The sequence below is a fragment of the Deinococcus ficus genome, assembly GCF_003444775.1.
GTDB classification, from domain to species: domain Bacteria; phylum Deinococcota; class Deinococci; order Deinococcales; family Deinococcaceae; genus Deinococcus; species Deinococcus ficus.
The window spans coordinates 2,077,504-2,094,169 of the sequence record NZ_CP021081.1 but is presented as its reverse complement, the minus strand read 5'-3'; the positions used below and the strand labels follow the sequence as shown (position 1 = coordinate 2,094,169).

Annotated in this window: 14 protein-coding genes and 1 pseudogene; 4 read left to right on the top strand and 11 right to left on the bottom strand. The window is 71.1% G+C overall.

The annotated features are described in order from the left end of the window. Positions 1–450: 450 nt before the first annotated feature. The 4 genes and pseudogenes from DFI_RS10140 to DFI_RS10130 form a co-directional block, all read right to left on the bottom strand. Positions 451–1,452: pseudogene (locus tag DFI_RS10140) on the bottom strand (alpha/beta hydrolase); the annotation flags it as partial. Between the two features lie 48 nt (positions 1,453–1,500). Next, positions 1,501–3,198: a long-chain fatty acid--CoA ligase gene (locus DFI_RS10135; protein WP_043778072.1), complete on the bottom strand. Its 1,698-nt coding sequence runs from the start codon at positions 3,196–3,198 to the stop codon at positions 1,501–1,503. A 139-nt stretch (positions 3,199–3,337) separates the two neighbouring features. After that, the gene (locus DFI_RS20170; RefSeq protein ID WP_155864552.1) at positions 3,338–3,505 is read right to left on the bottom strand and encodes a hypothetical protein; all 168 of its coding nucleotides are present in this window, start codon (positions 3,503–3,505) and stop codon (positions 3,338–3,340) included. A gap of 30 nt (positions 3,506–3,535) precedes the next feature. Further along, positions 3,536–3,985 (bottom strand): RuvX/YqgF family protein, encoded by a 450-nt coding sequence (locus DFI_RS10130; protein WP_051307778.1) that lies wholly within the window; start codon positions 3,983–3,985, stop codon positions 3,536–3,538. A 48-nt stretch (positions 3,986–4,033) separates the two neighbouring features. Between DFI_RS10130 and DFI_RS10125 the strand changes: the two genes are divergently transcribed. Then, a complete protein-coding gene (locus tag DFI_RS10125) occupies positions 4,034–4,813 on the top strand; it encodes an enoyl-CoA hydratase-related protein (RefSeq protein WP_022801408.1) in 780 nt (259 codons plus the stop codon). Between the two features lie 91 nt (positions 4,814–4,904). Beyond that, entirely contained in the window at positions 4,905–5,507 is a 603-nt protein-coding gene (locus tag DFI_RS10120) for a hypothetical protein (protein ID WP_027463026.1), read from the top strand. Between the two features lie 7 nt (positions 5,508–5,514). On the opposite strand, the gene ilvA is transcribed toward DFI_RS10120, so the two are convergent. The 3 genes from ilvA to DFI_RS10105 all read right to left on the bottom strand — a co-directional run bounded on the left by ilvA (position 5,515) and on the right by DFI_RS10105 (position 8,357). Beyond that, positions 5,515–7,074 carry a threonine ammonia-lyase, biosynthetic gene (gene ilvA / locus DFI_RS10115; RefSeq protein WP_027463025.1) on the bottom strand — a complete coding sequence of 520 codons (1,560 nt, stop codon included), beginning with the start codon at positions 7,072–7,074 and terminating at the stop codon, positions 5,515–5,517. A 177-nt stretch (positions 7,075–7,251) separates the two neighbouring features. Next, positions 7,252–7,506: a hypothetical protein gene (locus DFI_RS10110; protein WP_027463024.1), complete on the bottom strand. Its 255-nt coding sequence runs from the start codon at positions 7,504–7,506 to the stop codon at positions 7,252–7,254. 44 nt (positions 7,507–7,550) lie between these two features. Beyond that, positions 7,551–8,357, bottom strand: a complete 807-nt coding sequence (locus DFI_RS10105; RefSeq protein WP_043778070.1) for an HpcH/HpaI aldolase/citrate lyase family protein — start codon at positions 8,355–8,357, stop codon at positions 7,551–7,553. Positions 8,358–8,505: 148 nt separating this feature from the next. Between DFI_RS10105 and DFI_RS10100 the strand changes: the two genes are divergently transcribed. Further along, the gene (locus tag DFI_RS10100; RefSeq protein ID WP_043778068.1) at positions 8,506–9,861 is read left to right on the top strand and encodes a glycoside hydrolase family 32 protein; all 1,356 of its coding nucleotides are present in this window, start codon (positions 8,506–8,508) and stop codon (positions 9,859–9,861) included. Between the two features lie 6 nt (positions 9,862–9,867). Here DFI_RS10100 and DFI_RS10095 read toward each other — a convergent pair whose 3' ends face one another. The 4 genes from DFI_RS10095 to DFI_RS10080 form a co-directional block, all read right to left on the bottom strand. Then, complete coding sequence (locus tag DFI_RS10095) at positions 9,868–11,586, bottom strand: SulP family inorganic anion transporter (RefSeq protein ID WP_051307776.1); 1,719 nt, start codon at positions 11,584–11,586, stop codon at positions 9,868–9,870. A gap of 210 nt (positions 11,587–11,796) precedes the next feature. Beyond that, complete coding sequence (gene pnp, locus DFI_RS10090; RefSeq protein ID WP_043778066.1) at positions 11,797–14,112, bottom strand: polyribonucleotide nucleotidyltransferase; 2,316 nt, start codon at positions 14,110–14,112, stop codon at positions 11,797–11,799. Positions 14,113–14,165: 53 nt separating this feature from the next. Further along, complete coding sequence (gene scpB / locus DFI_RS10085; protein WP_051307797.1) at positions 14,166–14,705, bottom strand: SMC-Scp complex subunit ScpB; 540 nt, start codon at positions 14,703–14,705, stop codon at positions 14,166–14,168. Further along, positions 14,695–15,300, bottom strand: coding sequence for an L-threonylcarbamoyladenylate synthase (locus tag DFI_RS10080; protein ID WP_043778063.1), 606 nt, complete (start codon positions 15,298–15,300; stop codon positions 14,695–14,697). The genes scpB and DFI_RS10080 overlap by 11 nt, the downstream gene beginning before the upstream one ends. 140 nt (positions 15,301–15,440) lie before the next feature. Between DFI_RS10080 and pilC the strand changes: the two genes are divergently transcribed. Then, complete coding sequence (gene pilC, locus DFI_RS10075) at positions 15,441–16,661, top strand: type IV pilus assembly protein PilC (protein WP_027463021.1); 1,221 nt, start codon at positions 15,441–15,443, stop codon at positions 16,659–16,661. The last annotated feature ends 5 nt before the right edge of the window (positions 16,662–16,666 follow it).

Below are 16,666 nucleotides of genomic sequence, written 5' to 3'. Positions count from 1 at the left end.
GTCATTCTCCCGGCCCAGGCTGATCCAGAGTGCGCCCTGAATGCGGCTGTCCGCTCGGTAAGCTGTACGGCGTCACCAAGGTTCAGGTGCGACAGGGCTTTCAAGTGCACCCGATCCGGGGGGACCGGGCCAGCCCCCGAAGACCTGGAGTCCGACCATCACGTTCGCGGGCAAGGTCGCACTAAAGGTCCACCCTCACAGAGTTCAGGGTGAAGGGGACGCACACTCCCTCGTATCAGCGCGGACCGTTCTCCGGACAGGACACCCTGCCAAGCCCGTATCTTCGTGTCGTTACAGGGGGCGTTCCAGTTCCTCGTGCACCAGGCGGGCGATCTCCTCCTCGGTCAGGCCCCCCTCGCGGCGCAGGTCCCGCACGGCCGCCTGCACGTCCTGCCTCAGCTGCTGGCCGCGGTCCTCGGCGACGCCCGCGCCCGGACCGCACGCCTCGCAGCCCTGCATGAACAGAAGCGCTTCTGGCAGCGCTTCCCGCCAGGTGATCCAGTTGTGCCCGCTGGGGTACTCGCGGTACTGGTGGGGCAGGCCCAGGTCGGCAAGGGCGGCGGCCATGCGGCGGTTCGGGCCTGTCAGCCATTCCAGCACGCCGGTGTCCAGGCTGACCCGCAGGTGCCGGGGCGGCTGGGCTTCCAGCTGTTCGCGCAGCCACTCTCCGGCGGTGGTGGTGTCGATGCCTCCCTCCGGCCGGACGGCGCCGGGGCGCGCGATGAACGCCCCGCTGTGGCTGACCACCCGGGTGAACAATTCTGGGTGCCGGCTGGCGGTGTACAGCGAGATCAGGCCGCCCAGGCTGGCGCCCCACAGGCCCCGTTCGTTGGCCTGCAGCAGGGGCCCCTCGACCTGCGGGAAGACCTCGGCGGTCAGGAAGTCCAGGTAGCGGTCGTTGAGGTAGTACTCCTCGTTGCGGTCCACGGGCTCCACGAACACGAACGCCGCGCCTGTCGCCAGTCCGGCCTCCACGGCGCGGTCCAGCAGTTCGCCCAGCCGGCCCGTGCGGTAGAACGCCACGCCGTCCTGCACGTAGTACACCGGCAGCGGCCCGCCCGCGTACCCGTGCGGCGTGTGCACGATCGCGCGCCGCTTCCCGGGGAAGACGCCGCCGTCCCAGGTGAGGCGGTGCGCGGTGCCCCGGCGCGTGGCGTCCGGCAGCGTCCACAGGCGGTGGCGGGCGTAGTCGCCGACCACCACGGCCCGCGGGTACGGCCACCAGGGGTTCAGGGACTTCTGGTCGTTGTCCGGGTCGGCGAACGCCTCGCCGGCCGCGTCCACCCAGGCGTACTCCACCCATGCCCCGCGCGGAAGTGTCAGCACGATGGGCGCGCTGCCCTCCACCGGGATCGGGTCGCGTTTGCGCCAGTCGGTCATGTCCCCGACCAGTCCAGTCGCGCCTGCCGGGGGCGTGAACGTCACCACCTGACCATCAACGGAAACCGCCATGCCCCGGATTGTACGGGGGCACGGCGGCCGGACGCGGCCCTGGGGCGGTTACACGTCGCCGCGCGCCGCGCGGTGCGGCCAGGCGTCCGTGCCGTACCCGCGGTACTCCTCGCGCAGTTCACGCTTCAGGAACTTCCCGGTCGCGCCGATGGGAATGCTGTCCGTGAGGGCCACGGCGTCCGGCAGCCACCACTTCGCGAACATCGGCGTGAGGAATTCCGTGATCTCCGCGTGCGTGACGCTCATGCCGGGTTTCGGCACGATCACCGCCAGGGGCCGCTCGTCCCACTTCTCGTGCGGCATGGCGATCACGGCCGCCTGCGCCACCGCCGGGTGCCCCATGATGGCGTTCTCCAGGTCCACGCTGCTGATCCACTCTCCGCCGGACTTGATGAGGTCCTTGCTGCGGTCCTCGATCTGCATGTAGTAGTTCTCCGTCAGGGTGCTGATGTCCCCCGTGTCGAACCACTGCTGGCCGTCCAGCGTGAGGAAACTGCCCTCGCCCTCTCCCTTGAAGTAACTGTCCGCGATCCAGGGTCCGCGCGCGATCAGGCGGCCCATGGTCTTCCCGTCGTGCGGGACGCGCTCCCCGGCCTCGTTCAGCAGTGCCAGTTCCACCAGCGGCACCGGGCGGCCCTGCTTGGCGCGCAGGCGGTACCCCTCGTCACTGCGGGGGTCCACGCCGGGCGGCACCTGACTCGCTGTGCCCAGCGGGTGCGTTTCCGTCATGCCCCACGCCTGCATCAGCGTGAGCGCGTGCCGGTCCTCGAACGCGCGGATCAGGCTTTCCGGCGCGGCGCTGCCGCCCACCACCAGCCGCTCGATCCCAGACAGGTCGTACGGCGTGCCCGCCGCCTTCGCGCGGTCCAGTTCGCCCAGCAGGCCCATCCAGATGGTCGGCACGCCCGCCGTGATGGTCACGCCCTCCTCCTGCATGAACCGCGCCAGCGTGCCCCCGTCCGTGAACACCCCCGTGAAGACCTGCCGCGCCCCGAACATCGCGCAGGTGTACGGCAACCCCCAGGCGTTCACGTGGAACATCGGCACGATCGGCAGGACCGTGTCCGCCTCGCCCACGTTCAGCGCGTCCTTCGGGGCGCTCGCCAGACTGTGCAGGATGGTGCTGCGGTGCGTGTACAGCACGCCCTTGGGGTGCCCGGTGGTGCCGGACGTGTAGCACATGCCGGCCGCGTCGTCCTCGTGCAGCTCCGGGTACCGCGCCAGCGGCTCCTGCGCCGCCACGAACGCGTCATAATCCTGCACGCCCGGCAGCGGAATCGGCTGCGGCGTCGGCCCCAGCACCAGCACGTGCTCCAGCTTCGGGCAGGCGGCCTTCAGCGCCGGAATCATCGCCGCGAACGCGTTCTCGATGAGCAGCACCCGGTCCTCCGCATGATTCAGAATCCACGCCACCTGTTCCGGATGCAGCCGGATGTTCACCGTGTGCAGCACCAGCCCCGCGCTCGGCACGCCCAGGTAGGCCTCCAGGTGCCGGAAACTGTTCACCGCCAGCGTCGCCACCCGGTCCCCCGGCTGCAACCCCAGGCCGAGCAGCCCACCCGCCAGCCGCAGCGCCCGGTCCGCCACCGCGCCGTACGTCGTGCTGTGCCTCGCCGGCGTCGGCTGCCCCGCCTCGTTCCGCCCGCCGATCACCAGCGACACGATCTCCCGGTCCGGGTACACCGTCCGGCAGCGCTCCAGAATGAACGGAATGGTCAGCGGAACGTGCATCATGTTGCCCTTCATACGAACCCCCTGAGGTCAATGTTCAAACCCGGCCCGCACGCGCACCGCGCACGGCCCCTGAAACTCACCTGGATGTAGGGCCGCATTCTAGCCGCCCCGGGCCCGGGACCGCGGCCAGGAAGCAGGCGGGCGGCTGCACTCAGCGCAGCACGGCCTCCTCCTCGGGTTCCGGGGCCTGGGCCTGCGCGCCGCCCCGCCAGGGCCGCGGCCGGACGGGGACCGGCACGCCCGCCCCGTCGTCCCGGCCGCCCTTCTTGCCGCTCACGCGCCCCAGGAGGCGTCGCACCCACCGCAGGAATCGGTTCATGCCCCAGCGTGCCTGTTCCGGCCGCGGGACTCAAGCCGGGGCGTCACCCTCTGCCGCCGGCTGCGCCTGACCGAGCAGGTACAGTTCCAGGATCTGCACGGCGGCCGCCTCGTCCAGGTCGCCGGCGTTCAGGGCGCGGGCGCGCTGCGTGGTGAAGCGCTCGTCCTGGTACGCCACCGCGTACCCCTTCTCCGCCAGGATCTTCCCGAAGGCCCGCACCCGGTCCGCGGCCGGACTGCGGGCGCCATCGGTGCGCAGTGGCAAGCCCAGCAGCAGCAGGCCCGCGCCGGTCTCCTCGACCTTCAGGCGCACGGCCTTCAGGTCCAGCGGCAGGCGTTTCCGGTCCACGCTGCCCCGCCCGAACGCCAGCCGCCCGGCGCTCACCGCGAACCCGATCCGGGCCTTGCTGACGTCCAGGGCCAGCACCACCGGGTCACGCGGCGCAGAGGGGAGGGGGGCAGGCGGGGCGGGGTCCGTCACCCGCGCAGTGTAGCCCCCAGGCCCGGCCCGGCCGGGTACGCTGGGGGCATGACGGCACAACCTGTGATTCTGGTGGACACGCGCAGCGGCGTGCGCACCCTGACCCTGAACCGCCCGGACAAGCTGAACGCCGCGAACAACGACCTGATTCTCACCCTCACCCGGGAACTCCAGGCCGCAGACGCCGACGACAGCGTGCGCGTGATCGTGGTCACGGCTGCCGGGCGCGGCTTCTGCGCCGGGCAGGACCTGGGCGACGTGAGCGGCGACCACGTGGACTTCACGCACCACCTGAACACCACGTACAACCCCCTGATCCGCGCCCTGCGGAACACCGGCAAGCCCGTGATCACCGCCGTGAACGGCATCGCGGCCGGGGCGGGCGCCAGCCTGGGCCTCGCGGGCGACATCCGCCTGTGGGCACAGAGCGCGGCCATGACGCAGGTGTTCTCCAACATCGCCCTGATCCCGGATAGCGGCAGCACCTGGTTCCTGCCGCGCCTGGTCGGGTACCACCGCGCCTTCGAGCTGATGGCCTTCGCGCAGAAGGTCACCGCCGACGACGCCCTGAAACTGGGCCTGTGCGAGCACGTGTTCCCCGACGAGACCTTCCACGCCGACGTGCAGGCCTACGCCGAACGCCTCGCCGCCCGGCCCGCCAACGCCTTGAAACTCACCAAGCAGGCCCTCCAGGCCTCCATGACCGGCACCCTGGACGACGCGCTGGACCAGGAGAGCGTGCTGCAGCAGAAAGCCGGCGACTCCTGGGAGCACAAGGAAGGCCTGAGCGCCTTCGCGGAGAAACGCCCGGCCAACTTCGTGAAGTGAGGCCAGGGCCGCGGGGCCGCTGGGGGAGAGATGCCCCCATCGCCGCGCAGGTGAGGCGGGGCCGGGTGCCGGCCTGCGCCATGCTCGGCGCATGACCACCGCCTTCCCGGAAGACCTTGCCCGCCGCACCACCCTGAAACGTCCGTCGTATGTGCTGGGCGTGCTGCTGAACCTGCTCGTGCCCGGGGCGGGCTTCACGTATATCGGCGTGTGGCCGCTGCACGTCGCCTGGTTCTTCCTCACACCCATCCTGCTCGGAGTGGCTTTCGTGCTGAGGGTGCAGGGCAGCCCCCTGAGCCTCGCGGCCCTCCTGGGGACCCTGGCCCTGCTGCTGTTCACGTATCACCTCACCTACCGCGCGCAGGCGCGGGTCGCGTTCCAGCCGGCGGTCAGCACGGCCATGCAGGTGGTGATGGGCGTCAGCCACGCCGTCGTGGGCACCTTCCTCGTGGGCATCCTGGCGGCCGTGCTGATCCCGAATCTGCTGGCCGCCCGCGAGCGAGTCCTTGAACAGCAGGTCGCCCGGCAGATGCAGGTGGCTGTCCTGGCCGGCGGCACGCCCAGCCGGACCTGCCCGCCCATCAGTGTCACGGGGGCGCAGCGCATCACCGCCTGTCGCGTGGACCCTGCCAACCCCCGCCGCCCGGGCGTGAGCGTGACCTTCAAGAGCGGCCGCACCGTCACGCTGCCCTGAGCCAGGTTTAGGTGAGGAACAGGCGGTAGGCGGGGCTGCGGCTCATGTCCTGGTTCGGGTAGCCCAGGGCGCCCAGGAACGCCTGAAATTCGTCCAGGTCGGCGTCCGGGACCTGCAGGCCGGCCAGGACGCGGCCGTGGTCGCTGCCGTGGTTGCGGTAGTGGAACAGGCTGATGTTCCAGCGGCCCCGCAGGGTGGCCAGGAACTCGTGCAGCGCGCCGGGCCGCTCGGGGAACGTGAAGGCGTACAGCCGTTCGTCCGTGGCTTCGGGCGCGCGGCCGCCGACCATGTGGCGGATGTGGACCTTGGCCATCTCGTCGTCGGTGAGGTCCGTAACCGGGTACCCGGCGGCGTGCAGGGCCGTGAGGAGTTCCGCGCGCTGGCCGGGGTGGGCGAGCTGCACGCCCACGAAGATGCGGGCCTCGGCGCGCGGGGCGTAGCGGTAGTTGAACTCGGTGATGGCGCGCTGCCCGAGCACCTCGATGAACTCCTGGTACGCGCCGGGCCGTTCGGGGATGGTGACGGCCAGGATCGCCTCGCGTTTCTCGCCGATCTCGGTGCGTTCGGACACGTGCCGCAACCGGTCGAAGTTCAGGTTCGCTCCGCTGGTCACGGCGACCAGCGTCTCGCCGTGCAGGCCGTGGTCGGTGGCGTACTTTTTCAGGCCGGCCACGGCCAGCGCCCCGGCGGGTTCCATCACGGCGCGGGTGTCGTCGAACACGTCCTTCATGGCGGCGCAGATCTCGTCGGTGCTGACCCGCACCCAGTCGTCCACGTACCGGCGGGTCAGGGCGAAGGTGTGCGCCCCCACCTGCTTGACGGCCACGCCGTCCGCGAACAGGCCCACCTGCTCCAGCCGCACGCGCTCCCCGGCGTGAACGGACTGCACCATGGCGTCGCTGTCCTCGGGCTGCACACCCACCACCCGCCACCCGGGCCGCAGGGCCTTGAGGACCGCGGCGGTGCCCGCGATCAGCCCGCCGCCGCCCACCGGCACGAACACCGTGGTGGGGCCCGTGTCCTCCACCTGCCGCAGCAGTTCCAGGCCCACCGTGCCCTGACCAGCCAGCACCAGCGGGTCGTCGTACGGGTGCACGAAGGTCAGGCCGTCGCGGGCCTGCAGGCCGTAGGCGTGCGCCTCGGCGTCACTGAAGCTGTCGCCGTGCAGCACCACCTCCGCGCCGCGGGCCCGGCAGGCGCGGACCTTGATGTCCGGGGTGGTCGCGGGCATCACGATCACGGCCCGCACGCCCAGTTCCTGCGCGGCGAACGCCACGCCCTGCGCGTGGTTGCCGGCCGACGCCGCGATCACGCCCGCCGCCCGCTCCTGCGGGGTGAGGTGCGCCATGCGGTTGTACGCGCCGCGCAGCTTGAACGAGAAGATCGGCTGCTGGTCCTCGCGTTTGAGCCACACGCCGCTGCCCAGCCGGGCACTCAGGGCCGGCGCGAACGACAGCGGCGTCTCCTGCGCCGCGCCGTACACCTTCCCGGTCAGGGCCAGCCGCAGCACGTCCATCGCGTCCAGCCCCCCCGGTGTCACGTCCGTCCACTCCTGTTCACTCGTCATCTGGCGTTCCCCCTGAGAAAAGAAAAGCCCCCGCGGTGTTCGCGGGGGACCGGGTCGTGCAGCGCGCAGGCCGTCAGGACTTGAACCCCGACCGGCCGGTAATTCGCGCCGCGCACCTCATGCCCGGCAGCATAGGGGAGCCGCCCGGCGGGTGCGCCGCACGGCGTAGACAGGACGTCAGCGCCGATGGCCGGAGTCGTGTCGGGCCCGGTCGGCGGGTTGCAGCGCCGCGACCCGGGCAGCCTCCGCCGCCACCTGCCGCGCCGCCTCCCCAGCCGAGGCGGGCCTGCCCTGCCGCACCTGCGCCCGCTGCGCGTCGTTGTTCTCGCGTTCCTCGCGGGTGGGGCCGGCCACCGGCTGTCCCAGCACCGCCATCAGGGCCTGCCCCAGCGTCACGCGCAGGTCCCGCCAGATCGTCCGCCAGCCGCTCATGCCCCAGGGTAGGTCCGGAACGTGAGGGCGAGCATCGGGCAGGATCAGGCGCGGGGCAGGGTGGCCGCCCAGAGGTTCACGATGTCCTGGGCCTCGTCGGCGTGCATCTGCTCGACCAGCGCACCCGCGAAGGTCGCCACGCTCTTCCCCTCGGCCCGCGCGGCGGTCCAGGCGGCCAGCAGACCCCGGGCGGCCTGCGCTTCCTCGTCGGACACGCCGAAGGCCTCGTTTGCGGCCGGCACCTGCCCCGGGTGAATGACGGTCTTCCCGCCGAAGCCCAGCGTGCGGCCCTGCACGCACTCCCGCGCGAAACCCGCGGCGTCCCGCACGTCGTTGAACACGGCGTCCACCGGGTGCTTCCCGTGCGCCCGGGCGGCCAGCACCACGCTTTCGAGCGCGTGCAGCAGCGGCAGCCGCTCCGGGTGCGGCCGGCAGCGCAGGGCGCGCGCCAGGTCGTTGGCGCCCACCAGCAGCCCCGCCACGCCCGGCGCGGCCGCGATGGCCGCGGCGTTCAGCACCCCCGCCGGCGTTTCGATCATCGCCCACAGCGGCACGCGCAGGTGCAGGTCCCGGACGGTGCCGGCGTCCTCCACCTTGGGCAGCACCAGGCCGTGCACGCCGGCCAGCAGGGCCATCTCGCGGTCCTCGTGCTCCCAGGGCGTGCCGGTTCCGTTCACCCGCACCAGCACCGGGCACGGCCAGGGCGTGCGCAGCGCCTCCCGCACGTTCTCCCGCGCGGCCGCCTTGTGTTCGGGCGCCACGGCGTCCTCCAGGTCCAGGATCACGGCGTCCGCGCCGAGCGTCCGGGCCTTGTCCATGGCGCGGGGCTTGTCGCCCGGCACATACAGCATCGACCGGGGCGGAAAGCTAGCGGTCACCGGCGGCCTCCCGTGCACGGCGCGGCTTGGCGGCGCTGCTCACCAGCAGGAACGGCAGCAGCGCCAGCAGGAAGGTCAGGGGTCTGGGCATGCCCGCATTATCCGCCGGGCATCATGGGGCATGCCCACCCTGCGCCCCCGCGTTCACTTCACGCCCCGCGCGAACTGGATCAACGACCCCAACGGCCTCGTGTACGCCGGCGGCGCGTACCACCTGTTCTGCCAGTTCAACCCGCGCGGCCTGGACCACGGGTACATGAGCTGGGGGCACGCCACCAGCCGCGACCTGCTGCACTGGCAGGAGCACGACGTCGCCCTGCCGTGGCGGGAGGGGCACGACGTGTTCAGCGGCAGCGCCTTCGTGGACTGGGCGGACACCGCCGGCTTCGCCCGGCCCGGCGACCCGCACCCGCCCGTGATCGCCATGTACACCGGCAACGCCCCCGACCACCAGGCGCAGTACCTCGCGGTCAGCCGGGACGCCGGAACCACCTGGACCTTCGCCACACCGGAGCCCGTGCTGGACGAGGGCAAGGCCGACTTTCGCGACCCGAAGACCTTCTGGCACGCGCCCAGCGGGCAGTGGGTGAGCGTGGTCGTGCACCCGCACGAGCGGCAGGTCGGCCTGTACGGCTCGGCGGACCTGCGCACCTGGGCGCCGCTGAGCACCTTCGGCCCGGCCGGCGTGACCGAGGGCATCTGGGAGGTGCCCGACCTGTTCCCCCTGCGGGGGCCCGGTGGGCAGGTCCGCTGGGTGCTGAAGGTGGACACCTTCCAGGGCGGCCCGCAGGGCGGCTGCGGCGCCCAGTACTGGGTGGGCGACTTCGACGGCGTGACTTTCACGCCCGCCACCCCGGCGCGCTGGGCCGACTGGGGCCGGGACTTCTACGCCGCGATCACCTACGCCGACCTGCCCGCCGAACAGGACCGGACGGTGTGGATCGGGTGGCTGAACAACTGGTCGTACGCCACGCGCCTGCCCACCACGCCCTGGCGCGGCATGATGACCCTGCCCCGCGAACTCGGCCTGAGCGCCGACCTGATCCTCACGCAGGCGCCCGTGCGGGAACTGGAGGCCCGGCGCGGCGCGGCGCTCACCCCGGACGGGGACGGCCTGCCCCTGCCTCCCGGGCAGGCCGTGGACCTCACCCTCACCGCGACCGGCGAGTTCACCCTCACCCTCACCTCGGCCGCGGGGGAGGAGGCCGCGCTGTTCCTGCAGGGCGGCGCGCTGCACCTGCGCCGCCCCGCCCCACCGGAAGCCCCGGATTTTGCCGGAACGCACGCTGCCCCGCTTCCCGACGGCGCCTTCCTGGACGGCCGGCTGGACCTGCGCGTGGTGCTGGACACCCTATCCGTGGAGGTGTTCGCCGCCGGGGGCCGGCTGAGCTTCACGCACGGGCTGCTGCCCACGCGGCCGGTCACCCGCCTCGGCCTGAGCGGCGCCGTGCAGGGGGAGGGCTGGGTGCTGACCTGACCCGGCTCAGGCGGGCCAGGGATGGCCCTGCACGCGGCGGTGCACGTGACTCCAGGCGTGCGTGATGGCGTCGGTGGTGCCCTCGAAATCGTGCTCGCCGCCGGTCGTGAGCTTGCCGTACAGGTCCATGCGCCGCAGCAGGGCGCGCGGCTGGTCCTGCAGGCCGCTGAACAGCAGCTTGATGTGCCGCCCAGTCAGGTCGTCGAAGATCGCCTCCAGCGCGTGTGCGCCGCTGGCGTCCAGGCTGGTGGCGCGGCGCATGCGCAGCACGATCACGTCCACCTCCTGCTGGCTGGTGAGGTGCTCCAGCATCCGGCCCGACACCGCGAAGAACAGCGGGCCGTCCACCCGGAAGGCCAGCACGCGCTCTTTCAGCAGCTCCACGTTCGCCTCCCGGGGCGCGTTGCGGTCGATGTCCATCTCGTGCAGGGTGGGTGTGTGCACCAGCCGCTGGATGAACAGCAGGCCCGCGACCAGCAGCCCGATCTCGATGGCGAGAATCAGGTCGAACACCACCGTGACCCCCATGGTGGCGAGCATGGTCACGAAGTCACTCTTCGTGCTGCGCCGCAGGGCCTTCACGGCGTCCACCTCGAACATGCGGTACGCGGTGTTCAGCAGGATGCCGCTCAGGACCGCCAGCGGCACCAGCGCCGCGTACCGCCCGAGCGACAGCACGATCACCAGCAGCACCGCCGCGTGAATGATGGCGGTCATGCGCGTCTGCGCGCCGCTCTTGACGCCCACCGCCGTGCGGGCGATCGCGCCCGTGCTGGGAATCCCGCCGAACAGCGGCGACACGATGTTCGCCAGCCCCTGCCCGACCAGTTCCCGGTTCGGCCGGTAGTCCCGCACGCGCGCCATGCCGTCCGCGACGATGGCCGACAGCAGGCTCTCGATCCCGGCCAGCAGCGCCACCGACACCGCCGGGCCGACCAGGGCCGGCAGCTCGCTGAAGCTCAGGGCCGGCAGGTGCGGCAGCGTCAGCCCCTTCGGGATGTCGCTGATGCGCGGCACGTCCAGGTGCAGCGCGGTCGCCGCGCCCGTCACCACCAGGAGTGCCACGATGCCCGCCGGCACGCGGGTGGTCACCCGGGGCCACAGCAGCATGATCCCGAAACTCACCAGCGTCAGCCCCAGCGGCGCCCAGTGGGGCCGGGCCAGGAAGTCCTGCACGACCGCCCAGGTGGTCGGCAGAATCGTCTCCCCGTGCGGGGCTTTCAGTCCCAGTGCCGCCGGCACCTGCTGCAACGCGATGATGACCGCGATGCCGTTCGTGAAGCCCGTGATCACCGGCCACGGAATCCGGTCGATCACCCGCCCCAGTCGCGCCAGGCCGATCACGACCAGCATCAGCCCGGCCATGATCCCGATCACGTACACCTGAGTCATGCCGTACTGGCTGATGATCGGCAGCAGCACCACCGTCATCGCGCCGGTCGGGCCGGTCACCTGGTAGCGGCTGCCGCCGAACACCGCCGCCACCAGCCCCGCGATGATCGCCGTGATCACCCCGGCCGTCGCGCCCGCGCCGCTCACCACGCCGAACGCCAGAGCCAGCGGCAGCGCCACGATGGCGACCGTCACGCCGGCCAGCAGGTCCTTGAGGAACTTCTCCTGCCCGTACCCGGCGAACTCGCGTTTCCAGGCGGGGGCGGGATTCAGCAGGCTGAGCACTTCCCGCGCGCCTTTCGGCGTGGCGGGGGCGGGCGTGATCGCGGACATGGGGTCACCTGGGGACGCAGGGCAGAGGAGGGCCTCGCAGCAGGGGCCCGGTGCACGCGCATCCCGGACGGTCCGGGCCGACGGGCGCACTCTAGGCCCGGGCTGCCGCCCCCAATGTCCCACCGGACCGCCCCCTCATCCCGCCCTGCGGGACACCCGCCCCACAGGAAAACCGCCCGGGGAACTCCCGGGCGGCGCGGTCAGGGGCGGTTACTCGTTGCTGTTCCGGTCCGCGGCCGGCGCGGGAGCCGGAGCGTCGCCCGCTTCGGTCCGCTCGGGGCGCGGGCCGCGGTCGGCGCGCTCGCCACTGAACTCGCGGCGTTCCCCGCCTTCACGGCGCGGGCCCCGGTCGCCACGGTCCCCGAAGTCCCGGCGCGGGCCACGGTCCCCCCGGTCGCCGCTGCGCGGTTCACGGGGCGCGCGCGGCGCGACCTTGCCCTCCAGCTCCGGGCGCACGAGGTCGATCTTGCCGCGGTCGTCGATGTTCACGATCTTGACGTGCAGCTTGTCCCCGACCTTCAGGACGTCCTCCACGGCGTTCACGCGCTCCTCGCTGATCTGCGAGATGTGCAGCATGCCGTCCTGCCCGGGGAACAGGTTCACGAACGCCCCGAACGCGGCCGTCTTCACGACCGTGCCGTGGAACTCCTCGCCCACCTTCGCTTCCTTCGTCAGGCCCGCGATCTTAGCCTGCACGGCCTGCGCGGCGGCCGCGTCGGCGCTGAAGATGCGGATGGTGCCGTCCTCCTCGATGGTCACCTGCGCGCCCATCGCCTCCAGTTCCCGCACCTGTTTGCCGCCGGGGCCGATGACCTTCCCGATCAGCTCGGGGTTGATCTTCATGCTCACGATGCGGGGCGCGGTGGGGGAGAGCTCGGCACGGGGCGCGGCGAGCACCTCGGCCATCTTGCCCAGGATGTGCAGGCGGCCCTCGCGGGCCTGCGCGAGCGCCTCACGCATGATCGCCGGGGTGATCCCGCCAACCTTGATGTCCATCTGCAGGGCGGTGACGCCCTCGGCGCTGCCGCACACCTTGAAGTCCATGTCGCCCAGCGCGTCCTCCATGCCCAGGATGTCGGTGAGCACGCGGTAGCGCTCGCCTTCCATCACGAGGCCCATTGCCACGCCCGCGACCGGCGCCTTGATCGGCACGCCCGCGTCCATCAGGCTCAGGATGCCGGCGCACACGGTCGCCATGCTGCTGCTCCCGTTGGATTCCAGCACGTCGCCCACCACGCGGATCACGTACGGGAACTCCTCGAAGCTGGGCAGCACCGCCCGGATGGCGCGCTTGGCGAGATTGCCGTGCCCGACCTCGCGGCGGGACTGCCCGCCCATGCGCTTGACCTCGCCCGTGCTGTACGGCGGGAAGTTGTAGTGCAGCAGGAACTTGTCCCCGGTCTCCTCGGTCAGGTCGTCGATGAGGATCTCGTCGCGCTCGGTGCCCAGCGTGGTCACGCCCAGCACCTGCGTCTCCCCGCGGGTGAAGATGGCGCTCCCGTGCGCGCGGGGCAGGGCGCGCGCCTCGATCCAGATGGGCCGCACGGTGCGGCTGTTGCGGCCGTCGGCGCGCAGGTCGTCCTCCAGGATCAGGCGGCGCAGTTCCTGTTTCTCCACCTTGCTGTAGGCGTCTTTCAGCGCGGCAATCTTCTCCTCGGCCCCCTCGGCCGCCACGTCCGGCACCATCGCCTCGATCACGGCGTTGCGCACGGCCTTCGTGCGGGCGCTGCGGTCCTTCTTCTTCGGCGTGAGCAGCGCGTCGCGCAGCCCGGCCGCCAGCGCCCGCTCGGCCATCTCCGGCACGTAGTCCACGCTGGGACCGGCCGCGGCCACGAAGTTGAACTTCTCCTGCCCCAGCTCGGCACGCATCGTCTCGATCAGGCCGATCACGCCCTGCATCTCCGCGTGCGCGAACTCGATGGCGGCCACCAGCTCGTCCTCACCGACCGTCTGCGCGCCGCACTCGACCATCATCACGGCGTCCTTCGTGCCCGCCACCACCAGGTCCATGCGGCTGCGCGACAGCTGCTCCGCGGTGGGGTTCACCACGAACTGCCCGTCCACCTGCCCCACCCGCACGCACGCCGTCGGGCCCGCCCAGGGAATGTCACTCAGGCTCAGCGCCGCGGACGCCCCGATCGGCCCGAGCACGTCCGGAGCGTTCTGCCCGTCGGCGCTCACGACCGTGATAATCACCTGCGTCTCGTGCCGGTAACCTTTCGGGAACAGCGGCCGGATCTGCCGGTCGGTGATGCGCGCACTCAGGATCGCCTTCTCCCCGGGCCGGCCCTCGCGGCGGTGGAAGCTGCCGGGAATCTTCCCGACCGCGTAATGCCGCTCCTCGAACTCCACCGTCAGCGGCAGGAAATCCAGTTTGCTCTGCGTGTCGCTGGCCTGCGCGGTCACGAGCAGCATCGTGTCGCCGTACCGCACGGTCACGCTGCCGCTCACCAGTTTCGCCAGTTTCCCGGTCTCGATGCTGAGTTCGCGCCCGCCCAGCATCGTCGTGTACGTCTTACCGATCATAAAGGGCAGTGTAGCCCGCCCCGGCCCCCCGTGACGCGGCCCGCCCCCGGTACTTACCCGCGCAGCAGGTGCGCGAAGTCCGGACCGTCCCCCGCCAGGGGCGGCAGGGCCTCCAGGCCCTCCAGCCCGAACTCCAGCAGAAACCGCTCCGTCGTGCCGTACAGCAGCGGCTGCCCCACCGCGTCACTGCGGCCCACCACCTTCACCAGTTCCCGCTCCTGCAGAGTCACCACCGTGCCCGCACTCCCGCCCCGCATCGCCTCGATCTCCGCGCGCGTCACCGGCTGCCGGTACGCGATCACCGCCAGCACCTCCAGAGCCGCCGCACTCAGGGCCGGCAGGGCCGGCGGGGACAGCACCGGCGCCAGGTGCGCCGCCACGCCCGGCGGCACGATCAGCCGCACGCCCCCCGCCACCTCCTCCACCTCGAACCCCAGCCCCGCCGCCTGCACCGCCTCCGTGAAGGCCCGCACCTCCCGCCGCGTCGCCTCCGGCCCCAGCCCCAGAATCTCCGAGAGCTCCTTCAGCCGCACCGGACGCCCCGCGGCCAGCAGCGCCCCGCCGATCAGCGCGCGGAAGGCCTCACCTGGCATCCGCATCCCCCAGCGCCGCCCGCACCGTCCGCGCCGGCACCGCCCCTTCCCGCAGAATCACTCCTTCCGGGAGCTGCACGATGGTGCTCGCCAGCCCCAGGGACCGCACCCCGCCGTCCGGCAGCACCCGGTCCGCCAGACCCAAAGCCCGCGCCTCCTCAAAGGTCGTGGCGGCCACCTCGCCCTGACGGTTGCAGCTCGTCGTGACCAGCACCCCACCCGCTGCGCGCAGCAGGGCCAGCGCCACCGGGTGGTCCGGGACCCGCAGCCCCACGCGCCCGTTCAGCGCGAACGTCGCCCCCAGCCCCGCTCGGGCGGGCGCGACGACCGACAGTGGCCCCGGCAGGAACGCTGCCAGCGCGTCCAGCTCCGGCGAGGGCTCCACCAGGTCGCGTGCCTCCTCCAGCGACGCGCACGACAGCTGGAAGGCCCGCTCCGGCCCCCGCTCCTTCAGGGCCCGCAGCCGCGTCACCCCCTCCCATGAGTCCGGGTGCGCCGCCAGCCCCCACACCGTCTCGCTGGGATACGCCACCACGGCTCCCGCACGAAGCGCCAGGGCCGCCTCCCGAACCTGGGCCTGGAAATCAGCACTCATCGGCCACGGCCTCCATTACCCGGAATCCCGCGCCGGCCAGTCCGGCCCGCCTTTCCACCTGTGACATACCTCACTTCCTTCCCGGCACGGTGAACTTCCGTAAGAACTCCGCACGCCCATGAGAAATATACTGATTGCCTATGGCCGTCTTCGAATACCGGGTCCGTGACCGCTCCGGCAAAATCCTGACCTCCAGCATGGAAGCCGAGACCATGAGCCAGGTCCGGGACCTGCTGAGGGCCAAGAACATGATGATCGTCGAGATCAAGCCCCCAAAAGCGGGCCTGAACGCCGACGTCAAGATCCCCTTCCTCAGCGACCGGCCCCCCGGCCTCAAGCAGGTCGCCATCTTCAGCAAACAGCTCGCCACCCTGATCAACGCCGGGGTGCCGCTCGTCCAGTCCCTGAACATCCTCCAGAAACAGATTGAGAACAAGGCCTTCCAGGACATCATGAAGACCATCCGCACCGATGTGGAGTCTGGAACGCCGTTCAGCGAGGCGATTGCCAAGCATCCCAAGGTCTTCAACCGCCTGTACATCAACCTCGTGCGCGCCGGTGAAACCAGCGGGACGCTCGACATGGTGCTGGAGCGCATCGCGGCCTTCCAGGAAAAGGACCTCGCCCTACGCGGCAAGATCAAGAGCGCCATGACCTATCCCGTCATCGTGCTCGTGTTCGCCTTCGGGATCACGTACTTCCTGCTGACCACGATCGTGCCGCAGTTTGCAGGGATCCTGATTCAGCTCAATGCCCCGCTGCCGTTCATCACGCGCATGCTGATGGCTGTCTCCGAGTTCCTTCAGAACTCCACACTGATCCTGGTGGCCGTGGTGGCCGCCATCGTGTTCGCGTACCGCGCCTACTACAAGACCCCCAAGGGTCGGCACGTGATCGACGACATGAAACTCCGCATGCCGGTCTTCGGGAACCTGATCCAGAAAAGTGCCATCAGCTCCTTCGCGCGGACCTTCGGCCTGCTGATCAGCAGCGGCGTGAACATCATCGAAAGTCTTGACATCACCAAAGGCACCGCCAACAACGCCATCGTGGAAGACACCATCGAGAACGCCAAGAACGTTGTCATGGTGGGCGAGCAGATGAGCAGCAGCCTCGCGACCAGCCGCGTGTTCCCCCCCATGGTCGTCAGCATGGTCTCCATCGGCGAGGAGACCGGTGCCCTGGACAGCATGCTCGATAAGGTCGGCGACTTCTACGACCGCGAGGTGGACGAGGCCGTCGAGGGCCTGACCGCAGCCATCGAGCCGCTCATGATCGTGTTCCTGGGCGTCATCATCGGCACGATCGTGGCCGGGATGTTCCTCCCCATGTTCAGCATCATCGGCGCCCTCAGCCAGTAAGGGGA

Excerpts from the sequence above, each read along its gene's own strand:
- DFI_RS10135 (WP_043778072.1), bottom strand. The coding sequence starts at position 3,198 with ATGAAGGGCAACATGATGCACGTTCCGCTGACCATTCCGTTCATTCTG.
- DFI_RS20170 (WP_155864552.1), bottom strand. The coding sequence starts at position 3,505 with ATGAACCGATTCCTGCGGTGGGTGCGACGCCTCCTGGGGCGCGTGAGC.
- DFI_RS10125 (WP_022801408.1), top strand. The coding sequence starts at position 4,034 with ATGACGGCACAACCTGTGATTCTGGTGGACACGCGCAGCGGCGTGCGC.
- DFI_RS10120 (WP_027463026.1), top strand. The coding sequence starts at position 4,905 with ATGACCACCGCCTTCCCGGAAGACCTTGCCCGCCGCACCACCCTGAAA.
- ilvA (WP_027463025.1), bottom strand. The coding sequence starts at position 7,074 with ATGACGAGTGAACAGGAGTGGACGGACGTGACACCGGGGGGGCTGGAC.
- DFI_RS10110 (WP_027463024.1), bottom strand. The coding sequence starts at position 7,506 with ATGAGCGGCTGGCGGACGATCTGGCGGGACCTGCGCGTGACGCTGGGG.
- DFI_RS10105 (WP_043778070.1), bottom strand. The coding sequence starts at position 8,357 with ATGCTGTATGTGCCGGGCGACAAGCCCCGCGCCATGGACAAGGCCCGG.
- DFI_RS10100 (WP_043778068.1), top strand. The coding sequence starts at position 8,506 with ATGCCCACCCTGCGCCCCCGCGTTCACTTCACGCCCCGCGCGAACTGG.
- DFI_RS10095 (WP_051307776.1), bottom strand. The coding sequence starts at position 11,586 with ATGTCCGCGATCACGCCCGCCCCCGCCACGCCGAAAGGCGCGCGGGAA.
- pnp (WP_043778066.1), bottom strand. The coding sequence starts at position 14,112 with ATGATCGGTAAGACGTACACGACGATGCTGGGCGGGCGCGAACTCAGC.
- scpB (WP_051307797.1), bottom strand. The coding sequence starts at position 14,705 with ATGCCAGGTGAGGCCTTCCGCGCGCTGATCGGCGGGGCGCTGCTGGCC.
- DFI_RS10080 (WP_043778063.1), bottom strand. The coding sequence starts at position 15,300 with ATGAGTGCTGATTTCCAGGCCCAGGTTCGGGAGGCGGCCCTGGCGCTT.
- pilC (WP_027463021.1), top strand. The coding sequence starts at position 15,441 with ATGGCCGTCTTCGAATACCGGGTCCGTGACCGCTCCGGCAAAATCCTG.